Here is a 26,517-nt window from a genome sequence, read left to right on the forward strand (position 1 = left end):
GAATGAGAGTAAAGATTAAAGGCAAGATAACAGTGGAGCAGGGACAAAAAATAAAGGAATTTATTTTTGGAACAATTATATTAGCATGGTTTTGGTTTCTCATAACAGGTATTAATGAATCTAAAACCTTATTTGAGCTGTTGAAAGTATTATTAATAAAAGGAATAGTAATATTTTTGATTTATATATTTTATGAAACTATTCAGATAAAGGAGTGTGAAGATGATGAAAAAGATATTTAATTTTCTTTTCCGGAAAAAGAAAAAGCGGGTCGTATTGATTGAAAAAATAAGGGTAATAGAAAACGGCAGATATAAATGGATTGAAAGGAGAATATAATGAAGGTAGCAATTACTCATTTAGACGGCAATGTAACAGAGATATATGCAACACAATATAAAGTGCTTGAAAATGACTTTTTAGTAAATATGCAGATTTATAAAAAAGAAGAAGTCTTAAAAATAAAAATAAACGGAATGACAACATTTGAAAGAATAGTAGATGAAAAAATAAAATATTCCAAAATTGAAGATTTTTCAGAATTTGTGGGAAAAGACGTGAAAGAAAAAGATTTGTACATTCGAGAAATAAAAGGTTTTGGATTTGACTCAAGATATATTTTTCCGTATTTTGTAACATTATATGATGCTAGTAGAGATTTTAAATTTGAAGAACGCTTCCGGACGCTTAAAAATCTCAAAAAATTTTTGGATGAAAACTTAATAAAGGAATGGAAGAATTAAGATATGGATGAAAAACGTGAAAAAATAATAGAAAAAGTAAAAAAATTACTTAAATTAAGTCAAAAAAATTCAAATGCTGCCGAAGCTGAATCGGCGGCATTAAAAGCACAAAAATTAATGGCTGAATATAAAATAGAAATTGCAAATACTGAAGAAATAGATGAAGTTTCTATTGAGGATACTATATTTTTAAAGTATGGAAGAAAATGGAGTTATTTGCTTGCGGAAATAATAGCGAATAATTTCTGTTGTAAAACTTTTATAAAAGGAAACTACGGAGTTACATTTTTTGGAGAAAAAATGGATGTAGAAATATGTAAAAATGTATTTTTCTATTTATACAAGTATGGAGATAGGACAGCCAAAAAATTAATAAGAGATTTAAAGAAAAATGGACATAATACAAGAGCCGCATATAATGTTTTTGCTGAAGGTTATTGTAGTGGAATAAGAAAAAAACTTAATGAGCAATGTAAAGCCTTAGTTTTAGTAATCCCGGAACATGTCCAAAAGACTTTTAATGAAAGAGCAAAAAATATGAAAGGAATTGAAGCAACATTAAATACAGAATACATTGATCCCGCAATTTTTAATATGTATGATGTAGGGAAGAAAGAAGGTTACACTGCAATGGATAGAAGCAGAACAGCAATTACATAAACAAAAAAATGAAATGTTTTCAAAAATATATTAGGAGGAATAATAATGAGAGAAATAAAATTCAGAATTTTTGATAAAGAAAAGAATGATTTTGTCACAGGAAATCAGGGGAGTACATACTCTCTTTCTACAGGTGGTAAAGTATGGGATTTGAGCAGGGACAGTAAGAAGTTGTTTCCTGTTGAAGGTTTGGAAGTATCTGAATGTATAGGATTACATGATGATTTCGGAAATTTAATATTTGAAGGAGATATACTACTCTCTTCAAATGAGTATGGAATATTCCTGCAGCTAATAGGTTTTGGAGATAATGATATGGAATATGGGAGTATGTTGACTGGATTTAAAATAGTTAATGGAAAAACACTGGAGAGTGATAATTATGAAATTAATGATTTTAAACCTTTTACACAAGATTTAATTAAAAAATATAAAATACCTACAATGGTTGAAGATAATATGATACAAGATGGTTGGTGGATAATTGGTAATAAGTATCAAAATCCTGAGTTAATGAATTTGTTGGAGGAAAAATGACTAAGTTAGTAAGTAAATACGAAAAAAAATATGAACAGGAAATTTTGTTAGATATTATTAATGATAATAATTTGAAAAAAATATATATTGTTTTTGATAAAATAAAAATAAAATTACCTGAATTTATGGAGTCTTATCTTACTTGGCAAATAAAAGTTAATGGAATAAAATATGAAGTAAAAAGCTTGTTGGCGAGTAGATTAATAGAAATTAAAATAATTCTGGAAAGGAAACATGCAGGGAATATAAATTTCAGCATTCCTGAAAGAATATTTGAATTGGATGCTGAAATAATAAAAAGATTAAGAGATTATGGTGCAGCTTATAAAAAATTGTTGGAAACGGAATTAAAAGGAGAGGAGAGAGAAAATAATGCCAGATATAAAATATAGAATATGGGATTATGATTTTAAAAGGTTTGTTGAAAAGGAATTTGATTTTTTAATAAATCCAAAAGGAGAACTTTTTATATTCAGAAATGACAAACTAACTTTTTTTAACAAAGAGCCGTATGAAATAATGCAGTATATAGGGTTAAAGGATGAAAATGGAGTTGAAATTTGTCAGGGAGATATTGTAACAGATAGCTTTAATAGAAAAATGAAGGTAGGAATTTTTATATTTCCGGGTAACTTATATAAGAATTAAAATTATGTTAAATCAATTAAAAGATGAAAAGAAAACAGGAAAAGTTAATAAAAACGAAATTGTATTAGCATGGATAGTAATAATTATATGGGGATTAATATGTATGATATTAATAATATATCCAATATATTTATTAGGTATTTTTATTCTTGAAATTCTAAAATTTTATAAAATATAAACTAATTTACAGATAAGATAATATTTGAAAAATAAACAGTAAAATGTAGTCTATTAGAAGTATTTATTTATATGCTTTTAATAGGCTTTTTTATTAATTACATATATAGTGTAATATTATATGTAATGATTTAGTTTAAGGTTTCTATTAATTTTGTCAAAAAAATATAAATAAATTATAGAAAAAAATTGACAAAAATACGCTCGATATTGAATTATATATAATCGTACTAAGGAATTTCTAAAAAATATAAACTATTTTGAATGGTAATTTTGTAAAAAATATCGACTCAATAGACTTTTATTTCTACTTTAAAGGTTATTTTTTAGGAAAGTAATTTAAAGTAGGTTGAGGTATGTAGTCGAAAATATAAAAATCAACTCCGAGAATATAAACGAGTTTATAAACTTTGAAATAGAAACTCCGAGATTTCAGTTTATATAAAAATGGTCGTTTTTTTCAACTTTTGACCCCTTTTAAGTCAATAAAATCAATACTTTCAGAGTTTTAGTTGACTACATTTTACGATAAATAATGGCTTTGAGCATTGTGTCCGAGATAAATTTTAAAATTGAACATTATATTATTATTTTGTATACTTTTTTTTGAAAAGGTCTTGATTTTTTGTAAAAAATGGTGTATATTATCAATATAAATTGTTAAAAAATGGACATTAAAATTCAAAGTCCAAAAAATAAAAAGGAGAGAATTTATGAATGATATAGTTGTAAAAGGAATTTATAATCAAAAAATTGATTTAGTGGAGTATGATAAAAAGAACTACTATATTGAGAATGATATAAAATATCTTAAAATACAGGAATATATGGAGCTTGAAAGAAGTATTCAGAATGATTTTCACAAATTATTGATACGTTTTCTTTTTGAAACTGCAGCGAGAATAAGTGAAGCATTAGAATGCAGCATTAAGGATATTGATTTTAAATACGGTAAGGTTCAACTGATAAATGCTAAACAAAGAAAAGAAGCTAAAAGAGAATGTATTGTATCTAAAGAATTGATGAACATGATATTACTACATATAGGGAAATATAAATTAGAAAAAAAAGATAAATTATTTACTAGAGTAACTGCAGCAGGAAAAAAAGTGTATAGAAGAACAGGAGCATTTACTATGATAAAAAAATATGGAAATGAAATATTAGGATATGATTGGTTAAGTCCACATACTTTTAGACATACAAGAGCAATACACTTATTAAGTGAAAGTATTGATGTTATTAAAGTACAAAAATTTTTAGCACATAAAAGTGTAATGAATACATTAGTTTATTTACAATATATAAATAGAGATGTTGAAAAAAGTGTTATACAGGCTAATGCGAGCATAGGTATATATTAGTTGAAAAATATCTGATATATGATATAATTAAATAAATAGAGACCGAGAGTCCTTTGAGTTGTTTAAAATAGCTCAGAGGACTTATTTTTATAATAAAGGTGGTGAAAAAATAAATGCAGGCATGGAAGCTGGCAAAGCTAAAACAGTATTATCAAACTCAGTTGTATGAGGCTGCAGGTGATGACAAAAAAATAAATAAAAGACAGATAGCCAAATTATATGGAATATCTGCCCAGAACTTAAATAATTATATAAAAAGGAAAAATTGGAACGATTTGACAGAATTTGTTTATGTTCCATTGGATATAAAACCCGGAATAAAAAAGAATGAACCGCTTAATGGTAGTAAGTCAAAATTGACAGGCGAGATGTTGGAACAGCTCTTTGAATATGCCCGTAGGACAGAAGATGACGGGAAACCGACGTTTACAAATCAGGAAATAGCTGAAAAACTCGGCATATCCGTATCCACTTTTTATAAGTATCATCAGGAGAATATACATTTTTATAAAACACTTAGGTCCGCCAGAAGATTAGGACAAGTGGAAGATGCAATGTTAAAAAGTGCGACAGGATATAAATATGTAGAATCCAAAGTTGAAGATATAGTTGTAGGAAAAACTGGAGAAAAGACAGGAGAAATAAAAAGTACAAAGATAATAAAAGAGGTGACTCCTGATGTACGAGCTCAAAAGTATTTGATGTCTAACATAGTTCCTGAGGAATATACGGAAAATAAAAAGGTGGAACAGAAAATAACTATATCTGAAGATATAGATGTATCTCAACTGACTGATGAGCAACTGGAAAAATTAATGAAGGATATTGAAAATGGAGATAAAGAGTAAAATTCAAGCGGAAGTTTTAAAAAGAAAAATATATAAAGAAAAGGCAAGAAGAAGTTTGCTTGAATTTTTGATTTATGATGGAGAAGGAAGGTATAAGAGAGCAAAGCATATAGAATTTTTAACAAAAAAAGTTCAGGAATTTATAGAAAAAGTAGAATCAGGACAATCTCCCAGAATGTATATATGTATGCCGCCGAGACATTCTAAAAGTGAAACTACAACAAAGAAAATGCCCGCTTGGGTTGTAGGAAATAAACCTGACTGGGAAATAATAATTGCAGCCTATAATGCAGATTTGGCAGGAGATTTTGGGAAAATAGCAAGGGATACATATAAAAAACATAATAAAACAGGAACAGGAGTTTTTAAAACAGAGTTAGATAAAGATAAGTCTGCAGGCTCTGATTGGGGAATAAATTTACATAGAGGCTCTGTTGTTAGTACTGGAGTAGGAGGAAGTGCTACGGGAAAAGGAGCACATATTGCAATAATAGATGATCCTTTTAAAAATAGAGAAGATGCAAATAGTAAAATTCAAAGAGAAAAGGTGTGGAGTTGGTATCAGTCCACTATTCGTACGAGGTTAGCTCCGGGCGGTGGAATTATAATAATTCAAACCCGATGGCACGATGATGATCTTGTAGGAAAAATTATTAAAGAAATGAAAGACGGCACAGGAGAATTATTTGAAGGAATAGTACTTCCTGCAATAGCAGAAGAAAATGATATTTTAGGAAGAGAACCGGGAGAGCCTTTATGGCCAGAAAGATATTCCTTGAAAGAACTGGAATCTATAAGGAAAGCTATAGGAGAAAGAGAATTTATTTCTCTATATCAGCAACGTCCACAGGCAGAAGATGGGGGATTATTTAAAAGACAATTTTTTAAATACTTTAAGGTCGTAGAGAAAAGATATATAGAAATTAATACGGAAATAGGAATTAAAAGAATAGATACAAAAGAATGTTTTTGTTTTCAAACTATAGATACCGCTTTAACTGTTAAAAAAAATAGTGACTCTACGGCAATAGCTACATGGGTTGTTGATAAAGAATATAATCTATATTTAATAGATTTATTTCTGGCCAAAATAGAAGTACCTGACCAATGGGCAACAATAAAACAATATAGAACCAAATATGACGGATTTTTAAAATTTCAGGCTATAGAAACAAAATCTTCGGGCATAGGAATTAAACAGCAGGCAGAACGAGAAGGAATATCATTGAAAGAATTAATTGCTGACGTAGATAAGACAACAAGAGCATTAGCAATATCTGTAATGTTTGAAAGCGGGAAAGTATATTTTTATAAAGACTTGCCTAATTTATTGGAATTAGAAGAACAACTATTGAAATTTCCAAACGCAGCACACGATGATGCAGTAGATGTTTGTTCTTATGCAGGGATAGTAATAAATGAATTAAATAAAATGTTTTTAAGATACGAGAGAAGATTTATAGGAGTGTGAATATGGATTTTTTAAAAACTACAGCAAGTAAATTAGTTCAGGAAATAATTAAAATGGGAAGTTCTTCCTCTTCTGGAGAATTAACTGATGACTTGCTAAAAAAGATGTTAAAAGATATTGATATAAGATCTGCTTTGGAGCTTATGCACGAATCTATTACATCTAGGGAATGGATGATCGCAACAGATGAGCTTGAATATGAAGCACAGGCTAAGGAAATACAGAAAAGATTTAATAATATTAATATGTCAAAAATTTTAGATGATATGTTGAAAGCAACTGTAAATAAAAAGAGTATTTTCGAAATATCGTTTCAAGACATGGTTGTAAATGACTTAATCTTATTGCCAAACAAATATATTTCTTTTGATAAAGACGAAGGCTGGAAAATAAAAACAAAAGATTCTGAAATTATTATTGCTAAACAGAGCAATAAATTTTTAGTATGTGTAAACAACGGAACATTGGAAAATATGCAAGGAGAAAGTGATTTAGAACCTCTTGTGAAAGTATTTAAATCAAAGGAAAATTTGGATAATAAATTAAATGCAATTATAGAAAAATACGGAGATATAATTACAGTATTTGCTTATGAGCCCCCACTTGAAACTGCTACAGAAGAGGAAAAGAAAAAAAGATATCAAAGTGTAGAAGATCAGGCAAAACAATTAAAAGAAGCAAAAGGAAAAGATGTTCTTGCAGTTCCGAGTTCCGGTCAAAAATCGATGGATGAATTTGTGAAATTTATCAAATTAGATGATTTAAAGCCTGAGATTTATACAGAGCTACAAAAAGAAAAGGAAAAAGCTATACAGAAATATATATTAGGCTCTACTCTTGTAACAGGGGTAGACGGGAACAGCGGTAATAGAGCGTTAGGAGAAGTACATAATGAACAGAAAGAGTTAAAAATAAATGCTAAAATAAAAAAAATTCGGGATTGGTTTCAAAAAATAATAGAAATTGATGCACAACTTTATGGATATAATAGTAAAAATTTCTATTTTAAATTTATAGAGGAACTTGATGAAAAAGGAACTCTTGAATTAGAGGAAAAGAAAGCAGAGATACTTTCTAAAAAAATGGATTCTATTTCAAAATTATCAACTGCAGGATACAGTTTAACGAAAGAAAAATTAGCAGAATTTTTGGGAATGGAAACGACAGACTTAATTGAAATAACAAATAGTAATACTACTGTACAAAATAATCCTGTTTCTGGAGATTTTGAATTTGCTAAAAAAAATGATATTTATAAAAAAAGAGAAAAAATCGAAAAAAACATGAAGGATTTTGACAATTTTATAAATGATACATTTGATAAATATCAAAGAAAAGTTATTAAAGCTGTAAAAGTTGCATTATCTAAAGTAAAAAATATAGATGATTTTTTTGAAATGAAGTTTGATTATGATAATTATTTAGAAGAAATGATTATAAAAGCTGAACTAATAGGATTTGATAATCAAGCCTCTCTTGATAATGCTGTAACAGAATTTTCATATTTTTCTAATGGAATAAAAGGAAAAACAAAAAATGATACACTTGATTTTTTTCTTAAAAAATATCCTGCATTACATGAAGATGTGGAAGGAATTACAGAATATGCAAGACATAAAAACTTCTGGATGAAGCCTATTACAGATATTAATATAACAGAAAAATTTTTAAATAATCTTATTAAAAATATTGAAAATGGTGGAAATTTTGAAGATTGGCTAAAAGATAGTGAAAAAATTATAGAAGAAGCGGGATTAAAAACCAAAGAAGGTTATTTGAAAACAGTATATAGAACAAATATGAGTCATGCGTATAATGCAGGAATATACAAAAGACAGGAAAAAATGAAAGACCTATTCCCATATTACCAATATAGCGGAACTATTGACGGGAGAGAACAAGAACATACAAGAAAATTAGATGGTAAAATATTTAAATTTGGAAGTCCTGAAGGAGATCTATACTATCCGCCAAATGGATATAACTGTCGATGTTATACTATTTCGTTGTCTTCGGCTGAAATAAAAGGAAAGGAAATTGTTTCTGGAAATATTGAAGGATTAGAGTCAAAGAATTTTTCCGGAAGCGTTGGAAATGAAAAATATATTCGAGAATTGGAAGAAAAATATCAAATTAAGGCTAAAGATTTTAACAGTCTAAAAGGAAAGAAAAAATTATTAAATAATGCCTTTTTTAGTAGAAAAGGGAAATATAAGAATGCACTTGACATTGTAAATCTTTATAGTATAATAGATGTACAGGATATAACTTATCAAGAGCATAAGGCTATCCTGAGTTACTCAGGGGATAGTTATACTGATATAAATGAGGTTCTACTATCAGGAAAAATTAATGAAAAGTTACAAAAGGAAATAGATTTAATAAGTTCTGCTATAAATAAAAACGAAATAAAAGAAAATATTCAAGTGTTTAGAGGAGTTTCGGGAAAACATACAGAACAATTAATCTTGATTGGAGAAAAACTTATTGGAAAAACAATTCCAAATAATTGTTTTTTATCAACAAGCTTATCATTTGATGTGGCTAAAAGTTTTGCAAAAGAAACAGGAGTAGTGTTTAATATAAAAGTTCCAAAAGGAAAAAAAGCTTTTTTTCTTAGTCAGCAAGATGCTTATTATTCCCCTGAATTAGAAATTTTATTTGATAAAAAAACAAATATAAAAATAGAAAAAGTATATAAGAAAGGCAAATTAACAATAATAGAAGGGAGTTTGCAATGAGAAAACAAGAAGATAACGGAGCAGATTTAGGAATTTTGATAATTCCTGAAACTAATAAAAGTGAAATAGAATATTTTAGAAATAATAAAATTAATCTTTATTATGAAGATGAAAAAGGAAATAGATTAAAAGATGAAAGATATTTTCCTGATAGGAGAGATATTTGGTTTGATAAGAAAAAATATGAAAAAATATATGGAAAAGATAATTATGGGAATAAAGATATCTTATCTTATAAAGGTAAATTATTATGAAAATAAAGAATAATATCAATGAATTTGTTATAACATTTCAAAAAAAATTAGATGATATACAACAAGAAAATTTAATGGATGAAATCGGTTTTTATATGGAAAATGAAATGCGGAAAAGATTTGATAGAGGAACTGACTATAAAGGAAAGGCTTGGAAAAAATTAAAGTATCGAACGGGAAAACCTTTACGAGATACAGGAGCTTTAATGGGGTCGTTAGGAACTGCAGAAATTAAAGGTGATACCGTTTCCATTTTTTCAAATTTGAAATATGCCAGACTCCATGATTTAGGTGGAACTATAGAACCCAAAAATAAAAAAATGCTAAAGTTTACCATAGGAGGAATAGAGTATTTTTCCAAAAAAATTAATGTTCCTGCAAGGAAATTTTCTGGAATTTCCAATAAAAATAAGGAAGATATTAAAAAAACTGTAAGTGATTTTTTCCTAAAAAAATTAAAATAGTTTGATAAATTTCAAAAAATAATATATAATAGTTATGTAAAAAGAAGAGACCAAGAGTCCGGTTACGCGAAAGCGAGCTGGACTTTTTTGTTTGTCAGTCACGACTGACAAACGGAAAGAAGGAAAAAATGAGTTATTTATTATTTAAAGCCGGAGATTATGGAAATAAAGGAAAATGGACAGGAGATAAGTTTAAAAAACTTTTAGAAAATAAAAAAGAACTTGATATTATCCCTTTTCATACTTCGGAGTTTACTGGGAAAGGAATTTTGAAACATGAAATACCTATTATTGGAAAATTTAAAAATATAAAAATAAAAGATGATGAAATAATAGCCGATGATATTGAAATATTTAATAAAGAACATTTTAAAAATAGAAAAGTTGACCGTTTATCAGTTGAAATAGAAAATGAAAAGATAACAAGAGTAGGAGCACTACCTGAGGGAGTTACTCCTGCAGTAGCAGATTCCGGCTCATTGAAAAATTTAGAATTTTCTGAAGATAAAATAGAAATGGATTGGATAAAACAAGATAAAACAATAATTTTTAATAGAGGTGATGAAATGAATTTAGAAGAAATTTTAAGTAAATTAGGAGGAATAGCTTTAGAAGATAAAATAAAACTTATAAATGCCACAATAAAGTCTTTAAAAGAACATGAAGTATCTGTTGCAAAAAAAGACATTGATTTATCTATATTTAAAGAAAAAGTTCCAGAAAAAACAGAAGAAGAAATAAAAGAAGAAGTAAAAAAAGAATTTGCAAAAGAGCAGGAAATAAAAGAATTTATGGAAAAAAATAAAAATAAAATTACTCCTGCAATGAAGGATTTAGGAATAGAAACATTAATAACTAAGGTTATGAAAGACAATGACGGAATTATAGAATTTTCCAAAAACAATGAAACACAACAGTCTAAATCCAAAGAGATTTTGGAAAAAATCTTTGAGGGTATGAAGTCTTATGAAAAAAATTCTATTGAATTTAATGGAGAAAATGAAAGTTATGCAGATGAAGAAATAAGAAAATATAAAGAAAGAAATGGAGTGAAATAAATGGCTGAAAGAAATAGAGTAGTTGTTAAAAAAACAGAAAATAAAAATTTGATTTTAAATGAATTTTTTCCACGATTTAACGTAACTCTAAAAGGCGGAGAAAATATAGAATATGGACAGGCTTTATCTCTTGATACCGCAACAGGAAAGTATATAAAATACACGGGAAGTGGAATTTTACCAAAAACCTTTTATTGTGGTATGGACGATGAAGTACAAACATCTTCTGATACTGTAATTCAAGTTGTGAGGAGTGCAGATATAGACGGAAAATATGTTAAAGGAATACAAAAAACAAGCTATGATGCACTTGATAATCTTGAAAAATACGGTATTTATGTAAAATTTTAACAAAAGAAAGGAGCCTATATAAATGGCATTAACACAAACACAAATAAAATTAACAGCATTATTTGCTGTTGTAGAAAAAAAAGTAACAACTCACTACTTAGATAGATTTTCGGGAACTAATCCTGACTTTTTAAGTGAAAATGAAACAATAAACATAAAGGACCTGAATGATTTTTTGGTAGAAGCAGGAATAATTGAACGTGGAAGCGAGATACCATACATAAAAGTTAATGGAATAGATTCTGCAGTAATTACTCCTGATATAATTGCAGCATCTTATCCTTTAAAACCTATTATGCCGACTTCTACAGTTACTTTGATTGGCGGAAAAGAAATTTCAGCACAAGACTTTGAAGATGATAGATTATTAGCTAAACTTAAAAATGCAATTTTAAAAACAAAAGAAAAAGCTGCAGCAAACATTTTCTTATTAGGAAAATATTTACAAAAAGAATCCGGCACAGTAATTGACTATAAATACGAAGAACCAAAAGAAATTGATGCAAAAACAGTTGAAAATTGGGTTATGTTCTTTTTTAAACTAATTGACGATTATGAAGAAAAAAACGGAATATACCCAGATAGACTGGAACTTGGAAGAAAATTATTTGAAAAAATAATAAAAAATAATGAATTCTTAGAAATAGCAAAAGCATATTCAAATAGCATCGGATTAAGCTCTGACAAACAGCAAGTATACCTTGACCTGTTAGGGCAAAGAATATCTAAATTAAAAAATGCAAAAACATTTGAAGATAAGGACATAAATGTGGATGAATACATTTATTTATCTTCAGATGCGGCACTAGTTTCCGCTTATGCAGCATTAGAAGCTGTTGATGACTCTGGGAATCCTTTCGTAGCAAGAACTACTGAAATATTGGATAAAAAAGCAGCCGATAAAGAAACTGCAAGAGGAAAAATGTTTGCAAAAACAGGATTTACACCTGTTGTGGCTATAAAAGAATTTATTGTAAGATATAAGGTGAAAAACATAGATAGCATTGTCATGTCAAAAGCTGTTTCAGATTTAGATGCAATTGCAAATTACTATTTAACAATGGAAGTGGCAAGCATGACAGCAGCTATAAGTACACTTACTGATAAAGATTTATTGAATTATATGCTTATAAAAGAAACGAGAAAGAGCGGTAAAGACGCAATAAATTCAAGATTAGGTGAATTATAGAGGTAATATATGTTAGAAAAAATTTCGGCGGCTTCGAAAGAAGTCGCTTTGAATGAAAAGGAATTTGAAAAAATAAATTATATTCCAAAAACAATCTTGATTGAACTCTGTAGGGTTTCAAAACTAACTGCAGAAGAAATGATAAAGGAAATACAGGAAAGACTTATTCCTGATTGCGATATTTTTATTAAAATTTACATCGGAGAAGAAAAATTCAAAAACTTAGGTAAAGAGAATACAAGAATATTACAGGAATTGTATGTTGCTTGGAAATTATACGAGTCTACAGAAAATGAAAAAGTATCTGAAGACAAAAGAGATACTTTATATAAACTATTAGATCAAATAAAAGGAACAGCTTCAGATTCCGGTTCTGGAAATTTAGAAAGTGATAATAGATATGGAGAAATAAGAGTATTTAAAGGAGAGTAAAATGTTTGATTTGATTTTATTAAAACTGGAAGAAAGCATGAAAAAAGATTATCCAGATTTCTCTCTTTTTATAACAGATGAAATCGAGGATAAAGATTTTGTTAGAAATACTATTGTTTGTGAAATATCTGAAATTATTTTAATAGATAATAAGCACTACCACGTTATTCTGAATTTTTATATAACTAAGCCAAAAATACAAGATGATTTGGGGAATTTCATTGTTCAATCTCTTGATATTTTAAGAAAAATCCAAAATTTGGATGAAAACATGTCCTTTTTTTCCCGAAAATTAAGTGTAGAATTTGGAGAGCTAAGAAATAATGATGTAAAAGATACATTTCGGGTTTGTAGAATCTCCGGACAATTTGAAATTACAAACCCTGTTAAAAATATATTAGATAGAAAAAATGAATATAAGCCTATGTTAAGGCTATTTACAAATAAAAAAGAGGTGAAATAAATGAACGGAAGTCCTAAATTTGTGCTTGAAATTGAGGAAAGAGCAGCAACAGCAATTCAAAGAAGCCAACAAGGTGTTTTAGGAATTATTTTATTTGATTCAACTAAAGACGAAGAAATATATAAATATGCAAATGCATTAGAAGTATTACAAGCAGACTGGACTGATAAGAACTTCAAATATTTAAGAAATTTAGCTTTTGTAGGTGGACCTTATAAAGTTGTTGTAAGAAGGATAAAAACAGAAGAAAGAACAACTATAAATTTATCAAAAATTTTATATGAACTAGAAAATGAAGTTGATTCTTTTGTAATACCTGAAGCTACAGAAGATGAAACAGATGGACTAATATCTTATGCTAAACAAAGGCACAACGTCGAGACTGGAAAATTAGCAGTAGATTTTAATCAAGCATCATTTTTTACGTTTGTAGCTTCTGATAAAAACCCTGATCATCACGCAATTATTAACAATGACATCGATGAAGTTACAGTAAGCGGAACACAATATACAAAGTCTGAATTTGCTCTTGCTATTGCATCTTTGGAAGCAGGATGTAGCATAAGTAGAAGTATTACTAATATGAAGATGGGATTTATAGAAAAATGTAAGCTTCCTGAAAATCCGGGAACAATAACAAAAGCCGGAAAAATTACCGTAGCTTTACAAAAAGACGACACAGGACTAAGTTATTATGTAATAAATAGAGGAGTTACTTCTTTTGTAAGTCCTACTACTATAAAACAAAGAAGATTTAGCAAAATAAAAGTAGTGAGAACTTTATTAATGGTAACGGAGGATCTTAAAAAAACTTGGGATATTTATAAAGGAGCAAGAAATAACAATTACACGCAAAAAATGGCTTTAATAAACGCTATAAATGCTTATACAAATTCCTTAATGGAGCAAGGAATATTAGACTCTGAATATCCCAATGAATTTGATATTGACATAGCGGAACATAAAAGAATTCTTATGACAGAAAGAAATATGACAAGAGAACAAGTGGATAAATTAAGTATTTCTGAAATCCGAAGAATAAATACAATTGATAGAGTGTATATTTTGTGTGAACAGCTAATGCCTGTTGATGCGATGGAAGATTTTTACGGAAAAGCAATAATAAGAAGTTAGGAGGAATAATTAATGGATAATATATTTAAACCCCAGCAAGTTATGTCCGGATCATATGGAACTTGTATGATAAATGGGGAAGTGATAGCGGAAGTTTTTGAATGGACGGCACAAATTAAAGTAGATAGAAAAGAAATAAAACTTCCCGGTGGACAAATGGGGAAAAAAATAACTGGGCAATCTGGCGAAGGAACCTTGAAAAGATATAAATTAAATTCCAAATGGACTACTTATTTTGAAAAACTAAAAGACGGAAAAGAAGTTTTATTTGAGTTATATTTGGAAGTTAATGATCCTGATGCTTCAGGAGCAGAAGCTATAAAAATATCCGAGTGTTGGAACGACGAAGGATATGAATTTTCTGCTAAACACGGAGAAGAAATAACTGAAGAACTAAAATTTGGATTTATAGCTAACAAATTAAAATCTGTTGAAAGGGCATAGTATGGATTTAAAAAAATTAATAGAAGAAAGAGAGAAATATTTAAAAGAACAAGAAGAAAAAAAATACTTGAATATAAAAATAGAAAGATACTCTGAACCTTTTAAGTTAAGAAAACCTACAGCAGAAGAATTTTTAGATTTATGTGCTAAAAAACTAGGTATTAAAGACTTTAACAAAAAAGAAATAAATCAAAAGTTAATGGAAAATCCTGAAAGATTGTTAAAAGACATGAGTAACTTTATTTTTACCTTCTTTATAGAACCTAATTTTGAGGAAAATTCAGCCGAGTTAATGGCAGAATTAAATGTAGAAAGCAGAGGAGAAATAATAAGAGAATTTTTTGAATTACATGAAATAGCCAATATTTTTAAGCAGTTAGTTGAAGAAACCGCAAAAGATTTTGAAAAAGGTAAGAATGAAAAAGTAGAAAAAATAAAAAAAAAATAAAAGAAAATAAAGATTCTGTTTTAAATGCAATAATATACTATATGCAAAAAGGTTGGACTCCAGCAGATTTTAAAAATGTAAATAATGAACTCTGGGAATATTATATTGCTGTAGCAGAATTGGAAAGTGAAAAAAAGAAAAGTATAACTCTTGAAGAATTCTTGAGTTTGTAAGAGGTTCAAACAGAGTTTTGAGCCTTTTCTTTTAGGAGGAAAAATGGCTAATGAGCAATATATGGCAATGCAAATTCAAGTTGAATTGCGGGAAGCGATTTCAAGTTTATCGCATCTTTCAAATGAAATGAAAAACTTGAGCTTTACAGTTAATGATAGTGAGGAAAAAAATAAAAAGTTTGATGATAGTTTTAAAAATGCAACTGAAACATTAGAAAAAGCAGGAAAAACCATAAAAAGGACAAAAACTTCCCTTGATGAATTTCAGAAGGAAACAAATAAATCTGGAAAGAGTGCTGATAAAACAGGTAAAGAATTTAAAGAAATGGGGGAAGAAGCTAATAAATCGGGAAAAAAAGGTAAAAAAGGAATAAAAGAACTATCCGATGAAGCAGGTAATGCGAGTAAAAATGTTTCCTTTTTTAAGGATATTTTTAAAGCTAATTTAGCAATGGGAGCAATAAAAACAGTTGGAAAAGCTATTTGGAATTTTGGAAAAAATGCTGTTAATGTTACTAAAAATTTCCAAAGTAGCATGAATGAAGTTTATACACTGCTTCCTAACATAACACAGCCACAAATGCAAAAAATGAAAGATGATATTTTAGATCTTTCAAATAAATTTGGAGTTCTGCCTGAGAAAACAGTTCCCGCTTTATATCAAGCTTTATCAGCAGGAGTGCCGAAAGATAATGTAATGTCCTTTTTAGAAACTGCACAAAAAGGAGCAACAGCAGGAGTTGCAGATATAGAAACTTCGGTTGACGGTTTATCCTCAATTGTAAATGCTTGGGGGGAGAAAAATATAAATGCGGCTCAAGCAAGCGATTTAATGTTTACTGCAGTAAAACAAGGTAAAACAACATTTAAAGAAATTGCATCCGGAATTAGTAAAGTTGGACCTTTAGCCGCAAGTTTAGGAGTGCAATTTGGGGATGTTTCTGCAGCATTAGCCAGTATGACTTCAAAGGGTACTCCAACAGAAGTGGCAATGACACAATTAAAAGCAGCATTTTCGGAGTTATCTCAGGGGACATCTAAAGTTTCTAAAGAATTTAAAGCGGCATCCGGAAAATCTTTTAAGGAGTTTATTGCATCCGGTGGAAATTTGCAGGGTGCTTTAAAAATATTAGAAGAGCGTTCTAAAAAAACCGGGAAAGGTATAAATGAACTTTTTGGAAGTGCTGAAGCGGCACAGGTAGCATTATCCCTTACGGGAGAAGGAGCTAAAAAATTTGCCGATGATATAGAAGCTATGAAAAATGCCACAGGAGCAACTGACACAGCATTTGAAACAATGAATAAAGGAATTGAAGCAACTTGGAACAAGTTAAATACTAATTTTACAACAAGGCTTATAAAGTTGGGAGATGCAATGGCTCCTACTATTGAAAAAATAGGAAATATAATATTAGGAATTTTCCCTTATATTGACCAACTGGGAGCCTCTTTTAATAGTCCTATGTTTCTTGAATTTAACAAGCTTATGATAGAAATAGGGAAAATTATAAGTGCTACTTTAGTGCCTACATTAATACAACTTGTAGGCATTGTAGGCGGAGTTTTAATGAATATTTTCCAAAATTTTATGGCACATGGTGATCAATTTAAAACGATTTTTGAAGGATTATCTAATGTTATTGTTGTATTCGGTGGAATTTTTTCTTCTGTTTTTCAAGTTTTAGGCGGAATAGTAAATAATCTTGTAAGTATTTTTTTCGGTTTTTTTACCGGATTTATGAAGGCTGCAGGACTTACTGGAAATTCTGGAAAGAAATTATCCACAACTTTATCTTCTGCCTTTATGACAATTGCAAACATAATAACCAGCGTTTATAATTTTGTAAGACCTATTTTAAACTTTATTGCACAGTTGTTAGGCTGGGTTGTAGGAACACAAGTTAAAGCATTATTAGACCTGTTTAATTTATTAGGAAATGCTATAAATAAAGTAGGCGGATTTTTTAAAAAAATATTTAATAAGAAGGATGCTGAAGAAAGTAAGGAATCTCTTCAAGATGTTAATAAAGAACTTAAGGAATTAGGAAAAACTGCTGAAAAAGGTGCTACAGCACAAGTGGAAATAAATAAAAAAGAAAACATAGAAACAACGATTGATTATAAACAAGGAGAAATACCAGCACCTTCTACAAATATGCCGGCAGAAATAAAATTTGACTCAAAAAACCTTTCTGCAGATATTGAAAAAATAGGAGGAGCTATACAAAATAATCCTCAAGATGCAACAAGAAATAATGTTTTAAATGATTTAAAAACTGAGTTAGTTTCAGTAAAAACTGAAATTATTGCAATGAAAAATTTTCTTGGACAGAAATTAGATAATGTGTCAAGTTCTATTAAAAATAGGAATTTAATTTTAAACGTACATGGATTAACTGCAGATGAAGTAGTAAATAAAATAAGAGCATCTCTTGAGAAAGGATAAATATGTTTAATTTAGATTATAAAATATTCATAAAATTTGATGAAGCTATTGATTATAGCAATTTAAAATTTTTAGGAAGTAACAGTTTTAATACTGTAGATTTTTTATCAAAAAAAATGGGGGATGTAAAATTTTTGGAAAAAGCAAAAGAAATAATGAATAATAAATTTGGTGATGCTATGTCGTCAAAATTGTTCGCTCAGGCGAATAATTATCTTCAAAACTTAAAAGAGTATTATTTATTTCCTGTTTCGCCCTCAGAGCTAAAATTTAAAGGAATAGGAAAATGGGAAAAAATAGAAACTGTAAATGGAATTTTAAAATTAAAAAGTAAAAATGACCTGCAGGCAATTTCTTTTCAATCTTTTATTCCTGAGCAAAAATATAATTTTGCATCACACCATTTGTTGGATCCTTTTACAACTTTTATTCTGTTTAAAAGTTTGGAAGTTAGTGATAAACCTGTCCGATTTATTCTTATCGGAAAATTCGGAAAAAGCACATTGACAAGTTTAGTAAATCCTGTAGACTTAAATTTTTTAGCGACAGTAAATCGATTTGAAGCAGACTTTGACAATACCGGAACATTAAATTTTGATATAGAATTTGAAGAATTTCAAGAATTTGAAGATATAAAAGAAGAGCAAAATTTAAAAGAAAAATTATACTATAAGGTGGAATAAATGAGAGTAATAATAACAAATCCGGAACAGAAAAGATATGATGTTTCAAGTTTAGTTAAGGATAATATTCAATTAAGTAGTAATATAGACAATATAGCAGCTCAAATGGATTTTGAACTTGCTTATAATTACAGGGAAAAACTTCCGTTTTCTCCTGTTGATTTAGATGATGGAGCTTGTTCCATTGAACTATATGATGATTTGGAAACTAATATTTTCCAAGGCATCATTCCAAAAGTTCAGATAAGTAAAGATTCTCCGAAATTTACTGCTTATGATCCCGGCTTTTATATTTCCCGAATAGCTGATATATTTCAGTTTAATAATATTACAGCTGATAAATGTATCCAAAACATGCTAAATGAATTTAAAATGCCAGTTGGAAATATTGAAAACAGCACTGTTAAAATTGATGAATATTTTTACAAAGAAACCATTGCTGAAATTATAAAAAAAATCATTGAAATAATCAAAGAAGAATCAGGAGAAAATTTTTATTTCTATTTCAAAGAAAATAAATTTCACTTTTGCAAAAGAAATAAAGACAAGTATGAAGATGGCAATATTACCCCGAAAAGGTATAGCATTTTAATCAATAAAAAATATATCGATATTTTTAAATTTATAAAAGACGCTTCTTATTCAGTTTCGTTCGAAAATATGAAAAACAGCATTATTGTCGTTGATGGAGATGACAAAAAAATGAATAAAACAGATCTGGCCAAAGATGAAGAAAACATAAAAAAATATGGATTATTACAATATATAGTAAAACAGGAAAAAAATGACCAGAAAGCATCTTCTAAAAAAAATAAAAACGAAAGTAAAAAACAAAAAAAGAAATCTAAAAAAGAAAAATCTGAAAAGAAGAAAAAAGAGAAAAAGCAGATAAAAGCTATTAATTTATTAGAAGAAAAAAATAAATTAGATAAAACTTTTACTTTAGCCGTTCCCGGCATTCCTATTTTAAGAGCCGGAGATTTGGTAAAAATAGAAAAAAATCAAACAGGAATACAAGGTATATTTGAAGTAAAAAGTGTAAATCATGCTTTTTCAAGGAAATATACCTTATATGATACAAATATATATTTTATGAGTTTAACATTAGATTTAATTGAAAGGATTGATTAATATGGAAGAAAAAGAAAATATAAACGATGTAAAACACGAAGAACCTGACAAATCCTATAATGCTTTAGCACAGGTATTGCAGGAGAAATTTAAAAATCCCGACTGGAATGGACCGTTTTTAGGAACGGTCATTGAAGCTCCACCAAATTTAAGAGTGAAAATTGATGAAAAAATAATACTAAATAAAGACAAAATAATAGTAGCATGGGAAAAAGTTAAAGGATATAATCGAGAATTTGAAGAAAAAGGAAATATAAAAATAGAAATAGAAGAAATTAATATAAGTGACAATTCAAATCAAGATAGTGGAGGTAATATACATAAAAAAATAGTCGCTTCCGGAAAACTTTCAGGAACGTACAAAGCTGAAGGCAATAATAAGTGGACGGATGAGCTTAAAATTGGAGATGAAGTGATTTTGAATGAATTTAAAAATCAAAAAAAATTCTATTTAGTGGATAAGGCTTATCAATATTAAAAAAATATGCTATAATAACATAAAAGTAAGAGACCGAGAGTCCAGTTATGCGAAAGCGAGCTGGACTCTTTTTATTTGTCAGTCATGACTGACAAACTGGAGGTGATTTAATGAGTCTACCCAACTCTATGTTAAGTAACATGAAAGTTTATGGCGAAAACAAAAACATAGAGGCAGAAGAAGAAAAACCGAGATTTGAATTAAAATGGGATTTTAAAAAAAATGATTTTTTATATGATGAAAAAGGCTCTCCTGTATTACTAAAAACAAAAAAAGAGATTGTAAAACAATGGATAATTAAGTGCCTTATAGTAACTAAAAACGCTTGGAGAATTTATTATAAAGACAAATCTACGTTTGGAGTCGGTATTCAAAAATATAAAGGAAGAAATCCTTTGACAGAAGAATTTTTAATATCTGAAATTAAAAGAGAAATAATTGAAGCTCTTCGAGAACATAAATATATAAAATCTATAGAAAATTATTATTCTATTTTTGAACAGGATAAATTAAATTTTGAATTTGATGTAGTCCTCAACTCTGCAGAAAAAGAAATTCTAAAGATAGATGAGGTGTTTGAATTTGGTAACTAGAGAAGAAATAGAAATAAAAAAAGATGAAATAAATCAACTTACTGACCAAATTTTTAAAGAAACAATGCAAAATTTTGAAAACTCAGTCGGTAGTTTTCCACGAGAAATAGTTCGAGCTTTTATAACTGAATTATTGATTCAAAATAATTTATATGACGAATTATCTAAAAAACATCACGCTGAAACAGCAAAAGGGATTGATTTAGATAAAATTTGCGAAGAAGATTATATTTTTAGATTTCCAGCAGTGGCAGCAACAGGAACAGTAAAAATTTATGGAATACCGGGAGCTATAATTCAAAAAGGATATCAAGTAGCTTCAAATAAGAATTTATATGAGATACAAGAAACAAAAGAAATTCCTTCTAATGGAGCTATTGGAAATACAACTGTTTTAGTAAAAGCTGTTGAAGCAGGAAGCTCTGGAAATGTTTCAATCGGAGAAATAAACTCTTTTGCTGTGTCATATCAAGGACTTGAAAGAGTTGAAAATGAAATAGCTGTTACTAATGGAAAAGATATAGAAACAGATGAGGAATTATATATACGGAGAAAAAAAATTTTATCTAGAATTTGTGCGAACTATAATGCAACAATGATAGAAAAGATGTTATTAGAAAACTTTGACATATTGAAAAAAATTAAGATTGTCCCTCGCTGGAACGGCAAAGGAACACTTAAAATAGTAGTAACAGGAAAAGAAAACAATATAATCGAAACTGCAGATCTGAATAAAATAAAATTATTTTTAGATAATGAAATTATAACAGATGCAGAATTTACAGTGAATTCGGTAAGAGATAAAAAAATAAACATAACTCTTGAAGCAATTTTAAATCGAGAATATGACGAAGAAAGTGCTATCAATCTAACAAAAAAAATATTAAATGAAGCATTTTTGAAAGGATTATTTGAAGAAAACAGAATTTACTATGCTGAAGTAATTGAAAAATTACTTGAAGTAAAAGCTTTCAAGAAAATTTCAAATATAGATATAAACAACACAAAAGAAGATATTATATTAACAGACGAAGATCTTGTAAGTATCGGAACTGTTACTATAAAATCTTTAGATTAGGAGGAAAAATGAGCGGATTTACTTTATCTGCAAAATCTCAAATTTTAAATAATATGTTAGCTGGAAAAACATATTATGCAGGACTATTAACAAGTTTTTCTACGTTGCCGTCCGGAGTAGAAAATGCAGTTGAACTTGTTGCTGCATCATATAGTCGTAGAGCTATAAATTTCAGTACAACTTCATCAAACGAAACAAGCAACACAGCTTCTGTTAAATTTCCTGAAGCGAGAGAAGACTGGGGAAGAGTCGTAGGAATCGGAATATACGATTCCCTAAGCGGAGGGAATTTAATAAATTATGCTTTGTTTGATGCAAGGGATGAAGTCATTATTCATGCTCTAATGCAATATGAAATAGCAAAGAATTTCTACGTCATAGGATTAAGAAATTAATGCAAAAAAATGTTCATCAAAAATCCGGGCATTATATTAAAGAAAATTTTAGAACTTCGGAATTATTTGATTTTTATGTAAGAGATTTTGTAAATGACGGACGTTCCGAAGACTACAGCTTAATAAAAATTAATGCTAAACAAGCTAATTTTGTGAAGCATGTAAATAAATTAAGAGAATTAAAGGCAGTTAATCTATTGCAGTTCAAAGTAAAAGATTTTGCCTTTTACAATATAGACGAGGATTATGTAAAATTCACTCAAAAAATTACAGAAAAAACGTTTCCTTTTGCTTTAGGATTAGACAAGGATTATTCTTTAATTTTATACAACATTGCGAGAAATGATTATTACAATAGTATGCTTAAATCTCTTCCAGGAATATTTCAGTCGGCAAAATTAATTCAAAGTATTTTTCGTTTTGCTGATGAAGAATTGAAAAAACTTGAATTTTCAATAGATAATGCAATCAAAAACAGAAGATTTTTAACAGCAAGATCTGAAATTTTAGAAAAGTTTGAAGAGGATTATGGACTGATTTCAAGCAAAAATCTTTCTACAATTTTTCGATTAAATAGAATAATTGCTAAAAGAATGCTTTCAAAATCAGCAAAATTAAATGATATAAAAGAAACTATGAAACTATATTTTATACATAACGAAAATACTACTATTGAAAATGATAAAGACAATTTTCAGTATATTATAAATTTTAAATCAAACAGAATAGATAGAGAATATCTAGATTACTGGCTTGATTTGATTTATGAAGTTATTCCTGCATGGTATGAAATAAAAATTATATATTAGTTTGTCAGTCACGACTGACAAACGGAAAGGAAAAAATGAAAAAACAGACATTAGATTTGATAAAAAATATAAATGAAACAACTTATATTCCTACAAATACTGAAAATAATGTTTTTGAACTATTCCAACTTGATACAATAGCAGATTTGAGAAAAGTATCAAGAAATTTTATGAAATTATATGTTTTATTGAATAATTTGGACAATATGACAGGATTAGCTACAAATGAAAATCCCGGTATTGTAAAATTTGGACTTGAAAATGGGAATGCAGTAGATGTAAAAGATTGGCTAAAAGGAATTGGCGGAATATTAGGAGGCTATGTTTCAAAAGTTTCTAATAAAGAGGCAGGGAAATGGTACATAAATGATTTAACCGATGGAAAAATATATAAATGTATAGAAACACATGTAAGCACAAGCTTTGACCTTACAAAATATAAAGATATTTCCAATTACGGAATTTCGGACAGATTGGAAAATTTATCCAATTTTAGGCAAGAGGAAGTAAGATTAAATAGTGCCAATGGATTAAATCAACAGATTTTTAATCTAATTGCTGTTGGGAGTTTAAGAATAATTAGTTTTTCCAATCTTGGCGTAAAAAATGAATACGAAACCAAATTTGTAAATATTCCAGATTGGTTTTGCAAAAATGCAGTTACTTTAAATTTTTCTGCCGCAAATGGAACGGGCGGAGCAGGCGGAGAAGTTGCAGAATGTTACTTTAATGCCACAGAAAGAAGTTTAAGTATTTTTCCATCTATACGTAACGGGCATATTGGAAATTTACAAATGACGGGGCAAGGAATAACTGTAGCAAGGATTTAACCATTGGAAACATACACAAAATTAATATGTCTGGGGTTGTTTATTTTATTAGAAGGATATCCGCCATGTGCTCCTACCTCAAAGATCCCGTTAGAACGCAAAGTAAAAAACGGTTCTATCCATGTTTCTCCTTTGTAAGGAAGGTAAGGAAGATTAAAAAGTGCAACTCCAGGAGAATTAATATATCCATTGTAATTTGTTTTTAAATAACCGTTAAAAATAACAATGTTACCTATTTTTATTAATGTACAAGTTTCAAAGTAGAGTGTTGTTCGGCTGTCAATCTGTGTGTTTTTTAGATACACTATTTCGGACAAATTTTCCAATTTGTACAAAAATCCCCTATACTTAAAAGAAAGTATAGGAGTGATGAAAAATGGTAAATAAAAATTGGAAAATTTATGAAGAGTATTTAAATAGTTGTATAGCGAGGAACGAAGCAACTAAAAATACAACATATAGAACTTATACAAACAATATAAAACAGTTTATTGAGTATCTCAAAAAATATGAGAATAACTGTTATTTATTAGGTAAAAATACAATGAAAAGTATAGTACCTGTTTTAGAAAAATTTATAAGATATTGTAGAGAAATTAGAGGTAATAATGCACAGACAATAAATAATAAATTAACAGCAATCAGTAGCTTTTATGTTTGGGCAGTTAAAAGAGATTTGATTGAAGATCATCCGTTCCGGGATAAATTAGATAGACTGAAAGTTACAGATGTGGAGAAGAGAAGAAAAAGCTATTATTTAAGCAGTAAAGAAGTGGTAGAAATACAGGTAAAAATGAAATTGTCTGAAAAATATGACTTACAAGATCAGTTAATATTCAATCTTATTATTGATACAGCATGCAGAATAAGTGCATTACATTCAATCAAAATCCAAAATATTGACTTAGAGAACGGAATAATTGCAGGAATAGTAGAAAAAGAACAAAAAATTGTAGAGTTTGCAATATTTGAGGAAACGATAAAGCTTATAAAGGAGTGGTTAAGATGTAGAAATAACAGTACGGAATACTTATTTGTTACCAAATACAATGGAGTATCTAAGCAAATGAGTAAAAGCACTATAAGAGATAGAATAAGAAAAATTGGAAAGCTTGTGGGAATAGATACCCTTTATCCTCACAGTTTGAGAAAAACAAGTATTAATCTATTAGCGGAAGTCGGTGGAATTGATTTAGCAAGTGAATTTGCTAATCATTCAGGAGTAGATGTTACAAAAAAGCATTATATTAAAAAGAAAACAGGAGAAGAAAAAAGAAACCAAATTTTAAAAATTAGAAAAAAATTAGGATTTTAGGAGGAAAGCAATGGAATTCAAAATTTATCTTTATTCTGAGAGAGGAGAACTTTTAGGAATATACCTAGCTCCAACACAAGAACAATTTGAATCTGATAAATTAAAATACTGTAGCGAATTTAAGGAAGGAGAAAATTATATTTCTTATACTGAAATTATAAATCCAATAATAGAAAATGGAGAAATAAGAGAGATGACCATTTCTGAAAAAATAAAAAATAAAATTATTATTTTAAAAGATGGTGAATTTTTAGAAAATAATGAAATTAAAAAAATTGAAAAGCCGGATAATTACAGTATATGGAACAAAAGTAAAAATAAATGGGAAGAAGATAAAATATTAAAACTACAGTATCTGAAAGATTTAAGGTACACTAAACAACAGGAATATGTCAAATATAAAAAAGAGTTAGAAGAAAAAAATAACGAAAAAAAAGAGTTTGAACAACTTGGATTTGACATAACTGAAACAGAAGAAAGAATAGTTGAGATAAGTTCGGAAATGGACCTTCTAAAAAAAGAAATAGCTAAATTAAATAAAGAAATAAAAATTATAGAAAAGGAGGTTAAGAAATAATGCAAGAAAGATTTGACAGAATTTTTAAATATCTACAATTAGTTGAAGGAGGGTATTTCAATCATAAAAATGATAAAGGCGGAGCAACAAAATACGGTATTATAGAAGTTGAAGCTAGAAAATATGGCTACAAAGGGCATATGAGGGATATGCCACTATCCATAGCGGAATATATATATAGAAAGAAATACTTTTTAGGAAATCGGTTAAATGAAATAGTAGACGACAAAGTATCTTTATCCGTGTGCGATTGGATTGTAAACAGCGGGACTTGGGGTGCTAAAAAAGCACAACAAGCTTTGAATATAATAAATGGTAGTAACTTAGCTGTAGATGGAAAAATAGGAAATAATACTTTACTTGCCTTAAATAACGTAAATCCTCAAAAATTTCTCGAAGTTTACCATGACTTGCAAAGAAAGTTTTACAGAAGTATAGTAGCAAGTCGACCAACACAACAGGTATTCCTTAAGGGCTGGCTAAACAGGGTTGATAGAAAAGAAAAATTTATAAAAAATAATTTTTAAATAAAAAACAGGAGATGATTCAAATGAAAGAATTTTTATTACAAATTGTAAATGGA

34 protein-coding genes are annotated in these 26,517 nt (G+C 28.6%); 33 read left to right on the forward strand and 1 reads right to left on the reverse strand.

The genetic code is table 11. The annotated features are described in order from the left end of the window. Positions 1 to 2: 2 nt before the first annotated feature. The 30 genes from EII29_RS09745 (at position 3) to EII29_RS09885 (ending at position 24,042) form a co-directional block, all read left to right on the forward strand. The gene (locus EII29_RS09745) at positions 3 to 242 is read left to right on the forward strand and encodes a hypothetical protein (RefSeq protein ID WP_125237343.1); all 240 of its coding nucleotides are present in this window, start codon (positions 3 to 5) and stop codon (positions 240 to 242) included. Positions 243 to 338: 96 nt separating this feature from the next. Further along, positions 339 to 743, forward strand: a complete 405-nt coding sequence (locus tag EII29_RS09750; protein ID WP_125237344.1) for a hypothetical protein — start codon at positions 339 to 341, stop codon at positions 741 to 743. Positions 744 to 746: 3 nt separating this feature from the next. After that, the gene (locus tag EII29_RS09755; protein WP_125237345.1) at positions 747 to 1,403 is read left to right on the forward strand and encodes a DUF2786 domain-containing protein; all 657 of its coding nucleotides are present in this window, start codon (positions 747 to 749) and stop codon (positions 1,401 to 1,403) included. A gap of 45 nt (positions 1,404 to 1,448) precedes the next feature. Then, on the forward strand, positions 1,449 to 1,940 hold the full coding sequence (locus EII29_RS09760; RefSeq protein WP_125237346.1) for a YopX family protein: 492 nt from the start codon (positions 1,449 to 1,451) through the stop codon (positions 1,938 to 1,940). Then, the gene (locus EII29_RS09765; RefSeq protein ID WP_125237347.1) at positions 1,937 to 2,332 is read left to right on the forward strand and encodes a hypothetical protein; all 396 of its coding nucleotides are present in this window, start codon (positions 1,937 to 1,939) and stop codon (positions 2,330 to 2,332) included. Before EII29_RS09760 ends, EII29_RS09765 begins: the two co-directional genes overlap by 4 nt. After that, positions 2,313 to 2,588, forward strand: a complete 276-nt coding sequence (locus EII29_RS09770) for a YopX family protein (RefSeq protein WP_125237348.1) — start codon at positions 2,313 to 2,315, stop codon at positions 2,586 to 2,588. The genes EII29_RS09765 and EII29_RS09770 overlap by 20 nt, the downstream gene beginning before the upstream one ends. A gap of 890 nt (positions 2,589 to 3,478) precedes the next feature. Next, positions 3,479 to 4,129 (forward strand): tyrosine-type recombinase/integrase, encoded by a 651-nt coding sequence (locus EII29_RS09775; protein ID WP_125237349.1) that lies wholly within the window; start codon positions 3,479 to 3,481, stop codon positions 4,127 to 4,129. Positions 4,130 to 4,242: 113 nt separating this feature from the next. Beyond that, complete coding sequence (locus EII29_RS09780) at positions 4,243 to 4,977, forward strand: hypothetical protein (RefSeq protein WP_125237350.1); 735 nt, start codon at positions 4,243 to 4,245, stop codon at positions 4,975 to 4,977. Then, positions 4,961 to 6,448 carry a phage terminase large subunit gene (terL, locus tag EII29_RS09785; RefSeq protein WP_125237351.1) on the forward strand — a complete coding sequence of 496 codons (1,488 nt, stop codon included), beginning with the start codon at positions 4,961 to 4,963 and terminating at the stop codon, positions 6,446 to 6,448. The genes EII29_RS09780 and terL overlap by 17 nt, the downstream gene beginning before the upstream one ends. A gap of 2 nt (positions 6,449 to 6,450) precedes the next feature. Continuing rightward, on the forward strand, positions 6,451 to 9,189 hold the full coding sequence (locus EII29_RS09790) for a DUF935 family protein (RefSeq protein ID WP_125237352.1): 2,739 nt from the start codon (positions 6,451 to 6,453) through the stop codon (positions 9,187 to 9,189). Next, positions 9,186 to 9,443 (forward strand): hypothetical protein, encoded by a 258-nt coding sequence (locus EII29_RS09795; protein WP_125237353.1) that lies wholly within the window; start codon positions 9,186 to 9,188, stop codon positions 9,441 to 9,443. The genes EII29_RS09790 and EII29_RS09795 overlap by 4 nt, the downstream gene beginning before the upstream one ends. Further along, positions 9,440 to 9,907 (forward strand): phage virion morphogenesis protein, encoded by a 468-nt coding sequence (locus EII29_RS09800; RefSeq protein WP_125237354.1) that lies wholly within the window; start codon positions 9,440 to 9,442, stop codon positions 9,905 to 9,907. Before EII29_RS09795 ends, EII29_RS09800 begins: the two co-directional genes overlap by 4 nt. 128 nt (positions 9,908 to 10,035) lie before the next feature. Continuing rightward, entirely contained in the window at positions 10,036 to 10,965 is a 930-nt protein-coding gene (locus EII29_RS09805; RefSeq protein WP_125237355.1) for a hypothetical protein, read from the forward strand. Then, positions 10,966 to 11,316 (forward strand): hypothetical protein, encoded by a 351-nt coding sequence (locus EII29_RS09810; RefSeq protein ID WP_125237356.1) that lies wholly within the window; start codon positions 10,966 to 10,968, stop codon positions 11,314 to 11,316. 22 nt (positions 11,317 to 11,338) lie between these two features. Further along, positions 11,339 to 12,505 (forward strand): hypothetical protein, encoded by a 1,167-nt coding sequence (locus EII29_RS09815; RefSeq protein WP_125237357.1) that lies wholly within the window; start codon positions 11,339 to 11,341, stop codon positions 12,503 to 12,505. 9 nt (positions 12,506 to 12,514) lie between these two features. Beyond that, positions 12,515 to 12,937 carry a hypothetical protein gene (locus EII29_RS09820; protein ID WP_125237358.1) on the forward strand — a complete coding sequence of 141 codons (423 nt, stop codon included), beginning with the start codon at positions 12,515 to 12,517 and terminating at the stop codon, positions 12,935 to 12,937. Position 12,938: 1 nt separating this feature from the next. Continuing rightward, entirely contained in the window at positions 12,939 to 13,400 is a 462-nt protein-coding gene (locus tag EII29_RS09825) for a hypothetical protein (RefSeq protein ID WP_125237359.1), read from the forward strand. Beyond that, positions 13,401 to 14,534, forward strand: coding sequence for a phage tail sheath C-terminal domain-containing protein (locus EII29_RS09830; protein WP_125237360.1), 1,134 nt, complete (start codon positions 13,401 to 13,403; stop codon positions 14,532 to 14,534). 12 nt (positions 14,535 to 14,546) lie between these two features. Then, positions 14,547 to 14,978, forward strand: a complete 432-nt coding sequence (locus tag EII29_RS09835) for a phage tail tube protein (RefSeq protein ID WP_125237361.1) — start codon at positions 14,547 to 14,549, stop codon at positions 14,976 to 14,978. A gap of 1 nt (position 14,979) precedes the next feature. Then, positions 14,980 to 15,426, forward strand: coding sequence for a hypothetical protein (locus EII29_RS09840; RefSeq protein ID WP_125237362.1), 447 nt, complete (start codon positions 14,980 to 14,982; stop codon positions 15,424 to 15,426). Positions 15,427 to 15,467: 41 nt separating this feature from the next. Beyond that, on the forward strand, positions 15,468 to 15,599 hold the full coding sequence (locus tag EII29_RS13095) for a hypothetical protein (protein WP_255411034.1): 132 nt from the start codon (positions 15,468 to 15,470) through the stop codon (positions 15,597 to 15,599). A 43-nt stretch (positions 15,600 to 15,642) separates the two neighbouring features. Beyond that, entirely contained in the window at positions 15,643 to 18,045 is a 2,403-nt protein-coding gene (locus tag EII29_RS09845) for a phage tail tape measure protein (RefSeq protein WP_125237363.1), read from the forward strand. 2 nt (positions 18,046 to 18,047) lie between these two features. Further along, the gene (locus EII29_RS09850) at positions 18,048 to 18,728 is read left to right on the forward strand and encodes a hypothetical protein (protein ID WP_125237364.1); all 681 of its coding nucleotides are present in this window, start codon (positions 18,048 to 18,050) and stop codon (positions 18,726 to 18,728) included. Continuing rightward, the gene (locus EII29_RS09855) at positions 18,729 to 19,859 is read left to right on the forward strand and encodes a hypothetical protein (RefSeq protein ID WP_125237365.1); all 1,131 of its coding nucleotides are present in this window, start codon (positions 18,729 to 18,731) and stop codon (positions 19,857 to 19,859) included. It begins immediately after the preceding gene. A gap of 1 nt (position 19,860) precedes the next feature. Next, positions 19,861 to 20,337, forward strand: a complete 477-nt coding sequence (locus tag EII29_RS09860) for a DUF2577 family protein (protein WP_125237366.1) — start codon at positions 19,861 to 19,863, stop codon at positions 20,335 to 20,337. A 110-nt stretch (positions 20,338 to 20,447) separates the two neighbouring features. Next, positions 20,448 to 20,930, forward strand: coding sequence for a DUF2634 domain-containing protein (locus tag EII29_RS09865; protein ID WP_125237367.1), 483 nt, complete (start codon positions 20,448 to 20,450; stop codon positions 20,928 to 20,930). Continuing rightward, on the forward strand, positions 20,914 to 22,008 hold the full coding sequence (locus tag EII29_RS09870; RefSeq protein WP_158612514.1) for a baseplate J/gp47 family protein: 1,095 nt from the start codon (positions 20,914 to 20,916) through the stop codon (positions 22,006 to 22,008). Before EII29_RS09865 ends, EII29_RS09870 begins: the two co-directional genes overlap by 17 nt. A gap of 8 nt (positions 22,009 to 22,016) precedes the next feature. Further along, on the forward strand, positions 22,017 to 22,403 hold the full coding sequence (locus EII29_RS09875) for a hypothetical protein (protein ID WP_125237369.1): 387 nt from the start codon (positions 22,017 to 22,019) through the stop codon (positions 22,401 to 22,403). After that, positions 22,403 to 23,212 carry a DUF2313 domain-containing protein gene (locus tag EII29_RS09880; RefSeq protein ID WP_125237370.1) on the forward strand — a complete coding sequence of 270 codons (810 nt, stop codon included), beginning with the start codon at positions 22,403 to 22,405 and terminating at the stop codon, positions 23,210 to 23,212. Before EII29_RS09875 ends, EII29_RS09880 begins: the two co-directional genes overlap by 1 nt. A 35-nt stretch (positions 23,213 to 23,247) precedes the next feature. After that, on the forward strand, positions 23,248 to 24,042 hold the full coding sequence (locus tag EII29_RS09885) for a hypothetical protein (RefSeq protein ID WP_125237371.1): 795 nt from the start codon (positions 23,248 to 23,250) through the stop codon (positions 24,040 to 24,042). Here EII29_RS09885 and EII29_RS09890 read toward each other — a convergent pair. After that, a complete protein-coding gene (locus EII29_RS09890; protein WP_125237372.1) occupies positions 24,039 to 24,377 on the reverse strand; it encodes a hypothetical protein in 339 nt (112 codons plus the stop codon). The genes EII29_RS09885 and EII29_RS09890 overlap by 4 nt on opposite strands. 41 nt (positions 24,378 to 24,418) lie before the next feature. Here EII29_RS09890 and EII29_RS09895 point away from each other — a divergent pair, with 41 nt between their 5' ends. From EII29_RS09895 to EII29_RS09905, 3 genes are read left to right on the forward strand one after another with little or no spacing between them, the layout of a single operon-like run. Further along, positions 24,419 to 25,357 carry a tyrosine-type recombinase/integrase gene (locus EII29_RS09895; protein WP_125237373.1) on the forward strand — a complete coding sequence of 313 codons (939 nt, stop codon included), beginning with the start codon at positions 24,419 to 24,421 and terminating at the stop codon, positions 25,355 to 25,357. Between the two features lie 10 nt (positions 25,358 to 25,367). Next, positions 25,368 to 25,934 (forward strand): hypothetical protein, encoded by a 567-nt coding sequence (locus EII29_RS09900; protein WP_125237374.1) that lies wholly within the window; start codon positions 25,368 to 25,370, stop codon positions 25,932 to 25,934. Further along, entirely contained in the window at positions 25,934 to 26,461 is a 528-nt protein-coding gene (locus tag EII29_RS09905) for a glycoside hydrolase family 108 protein (RefSeq protein ID WP_233573309.1), read from the forward strand. The genes EII29_RS09900 and EII29_RS09905 overlap by 1 nt, the downstream gene beginning before the upstream one ends. Positions 26,462 to 26,517 lie beyond the last annotated feature (56 nt).

The sequence above is a fragment of the Leptotrichia sp. OH3620_COT-345 genome (assembly GCF_003932895.1).
Classification (GTDB): domain Bacteria; phylum Fusobacteriota; class Fusobacteriia; order Fusobacteriales; family Leptotrichiaceae; genus Pseudoleptotrichia.

Coding starts and splice junctions, on each gene's coding strand:
- EII29_RS09790 (WP_125237352.1), top strand. CDS start 6,451: ATGGATTTTTTAAAAACTACAGCAAGTAAATTAGTTCAGGAAATAATT.
- EII29_RS09865 (WP_125237367.1), top strand. CDS start 20,448: ATGAGTCTACCCAACTCTATGTTAAGTAACATGAAAGTTTATGGCGAA.
- EII29_RS09760 (WP_125237346.1), top strand. CDS start 1,449: ATGAGAGAAATAAAATTCAGAATTTTTGATAAAGAAAAGAATGATTTT.
- EII29_RS09840 (WP_125237362.1), top strand. CDS start 14,980: ATGGATTTAAAAAAATTAATAGAAGAAAGAGAGAAATATTTAAAAGAA.
- EII29_RS09895 (WP_125237373.1), top strand. CDS start 24,419: ATGGTAAATAAAAATTGGAAAATTTATGAAGAGTATTTAAATAGTTGT.
- EII29_RS09860 (WP_125237366.1), top strand. CDS start 19,861: ATGGAAGAAAAAGAAAATATAAACGATGTAAAACACGAAGAACCTGAC.
- EII29_RS09855 (WP_125237365.1), top strand. CDS start 18,729: ATGAGAGTAATAATAACAAATCCGGAACAGAAAAGATATGATGTTTCA.
- EII29_RS09830 (WP_125237360.1), top strand. CDS start 13,401: ATGAACGGAAGTCCTAAATTTGTGCTTGAAATTGAGGAAAGAGCAGCA.
- EII29_RS09900 (WP_125237374.1), top strand. CDS start 25,368: ATGGAATTCAAAATTTATCTTTATTCTGAGAGAGGAGAACTTTTAGGA.
- EII29_RS09765 (WP_125237347.1), top strand. CDS start 1,937: ATGACTAAGTTAGTAAGTAAATACGAAAAAAAATATGAACAGGAAATT.
- EII29_RS09835 (WP_125237361.1), top strand. CDS start 14,547: ATGGATAATATATTTAAACCCCAGCAAGTTATGTCCGGATCATATGGA.
- EII29_RS09800 (WP_125237354.1), top strand. CDS start 9,440: ATGAAAATAAAGAATAATATCAATGAATTTGTTATAACATTTCAAAAA.
- EII29_RS09845 (WP_125237363.1), top strand. CDS start 15,643: ATGGCTAATGAGCAATATATGGCAATGCAAATTCAAGTTGAATTGCGG.
- EII29_RS09825 (WP_125237359.1), top strand. CDS start 12,939: ATGTTTGATTTGATTTTATTAAAACTGGAAGAAAGCATGAAAAAAGAT.
- EII29_RS09815 (WP_125237357.1), top strand. CDS start 11,339: ATGGCATTAACACAAACACAAATAAAATTAACAGCATTATTTGCTGTT.
- EII29_RS09780 (WP_125237350.1), top strand. CDS start 4,243: ATGCAGGCATGGAAGCTGGCAAAGCTAAAACAGTATTATCAAACTCAG.
- EII29_RS09880 (WP_125237370.1), top strand. CDS start 22,403: ATGCAAAAAAATGTTCATCAAAAATCCGGGCATTATATTAAAGAAAAT.
- EII29_RS09770 (WP_125237348.1), top strand. CDS start 2,313: ATGCCAGATATAAAATATAGAATATGGGATTATGATTTTAAAAGGTTT.
- EII29_RS09745 (WP_125237343.1), top strand. CDS start 3: ATGAGAGTAAAGATTAAAGGCAAGATAACAGTGGAGCAGGGACAAAAA.
- terL (WP_125237351.1), top strand. CDS start 4,961: ATGGAGATAAAGAGTAAAATTCAAGCGGAAGTTTTAAAAAGAAAAATA.
- EII29_RS09905 (WP_233573309.1), top strand. CDS start 25,934: ATGCAAGAAAGATTTGACAGAATTTTTAAATATCTACAATTAGTTGAA.
- EII29_RS09750 (WP_125237344.1), top strand. CDS start 339: ATGAAGGTAGCAATTACTCATTTAGACGGCAATGTAACAGAGATATAT.
- EII29_RS09885 (WP_125237371.1), top strand. CDS start 23,248: ATGAAAAAACAGACATTAGATTTGATAAAAAATATAAATGAAACAACT.
- EII29_RS09755 (WP_125237345.1), top strand. CDS start 747: ATGGATGAAAAACGTGAAAAAATAATAGAAAAAGTAAAAAAATTACTT.
- EII29_RS09795 (WP_125237353.1), top strand. CDS start 9,186: ATGAGAAAACAAGAAGATAACGGAGCAGATTTAGGAATTTTGATAATT.
- EII29_RS09775 (WP_125237349.1), top strand. CDS start 3,479: ATGAATGATATAGTTGTAAAAGGAATTTATAATCAAAAAATTGATTTA.
- EII29_RS13095 (WP_255411034.1), top strand. CDS start 15,468: ATGCAAAAAGGTTGGACTCCAGCAGATTTTAAAAATGTAAATAATGAA.
- EII29_RS09820 (WP_125237358.1), top strand. CDS start 12,515: ATGTTAGAAAAAATTTCGGCGGCTTCGAAAGAAGTCGCTTTGAATGAA.
- EII29_RS09805 (WP_125237355.1), top strand. CDS start 10,036: ATGAGTTATTTATTATTTAAAGCCGGAGATTATGGAAATAAAGGAAAA.
- EII29_RS09810 (WP_125237356.1), top strand. CDS start 10,966: ATGGCTGAAAGAAATAGAGTAGTTGTTAAAAAAACAGAAAATAAAAAT.
- EII29_RS09875 (WP_125237369.1), top strand. CDS start 22,017: ATGAGCGGATTTACTTTATCTGCAAAATCTCAAATTTTAAATAATATG.
- EII29_RS09850 (WP_125237364.1), top strand. CDS start 18,048: ATGTTTAATTTAGATTATAAAATATTCATAAAATTTGATGAAGCTATT.